Origin of the sequence: Marinobacterium profundum (assembly GCF_001528745.1) — a bacterium.
GTDB classification, from domain to species: domain Bacteria; phylum Pseudomonadota; class Gammaproteobacteria; order Pseudomonadales; family Balneatricaceae; genus Marinobacterium_A; species Marinobacterium_A profundum.
Genome location: NZ_BCNS01000020.1, coordinates 1 through 804 on the forward strand (window position 1 = coordinate 1; position 804 = coordinate 804).

Here is an 804-nt window from a genome sequence, read left to right on the forward strand (position 1 = left end):
ATTTGCCCACCGGGTTAATAGCAAAATGGTTTATAGAGCTCTGAGGGTAATGCAGACCTGCCTGAAGAGCTGCGGGCAGAGCCCGGTTCAGGTAATCAGTTCAGGTGTTGGGCGTTGTAGCGAAGAGTGTCCGCCCCGCAGCATTGCGAGGCGGACGGGGTCAGGCGTTAGATGTTGAGCTTGTCGGCCAGAGTGGCCAGCAGCTGATCAATGGCGATGTCCTGATTTTCGCTATCGCGACGGCCCTTGTACTCCAGAGTGCCGGCAGCGATGCCGCGATCGGAAATTACCACGCGATGGGGGATACCGATCAGTTCCATGTCAGCGAACTTGACGCCGGGGCGCTCCTTGCGGTCATCCAGCAGTACGTCGTAACCGGCCTGCTGCAGATCCTGATACAGACGATCTGCCAGCGCCTTAACATCATCGGACTTGTCGTAGTTCAGCGGTACCAGAGCTACGTGGAAGGGGGCGATGGAATCGGGCCAGATGATGCCCTTGGCGTCGTGGTTCTGCTCGATGGCGGAGGCCACCACGCGGGACACGCCTATGCCGTAGCAGCCCATGTCCATGACTTTGGCTTTGCCGTTTTCGTCCAGCACTGTGGCGCCCAGCGCCTGGGAGTATTTCTGCCCAAGCTGGAAGATATGGCCCACTTCAATGCCGCGACGAATGGACAGGGTGCCCTGGCCATCGGGGCTCGGATCACCTTCAACAACGTTGCGCAGGTCCGCAACTTCGGGCAGCTCGAGATCGCGGCCCCAGTTCTTTCCCTTATACCCATATGACGCTGCCGACGCCCCC

General features: G+C 59.3%; 1 protein-coding gene. It reads right to left on the bottom strand.

Annotated elements, in window-relative coordinates:
* Positions 1–167: 167 nt before the first annotated feature.
* A partial coding sequence (locus tag MPRO_RS01950; protein WP_245635009.1) for a His/Gly/Thr/Pro-type tRNA ligase C-terminal domain-containing protein occupies positions 168–804 on the bottom strand: 637 nt, incomplete at its 5' end.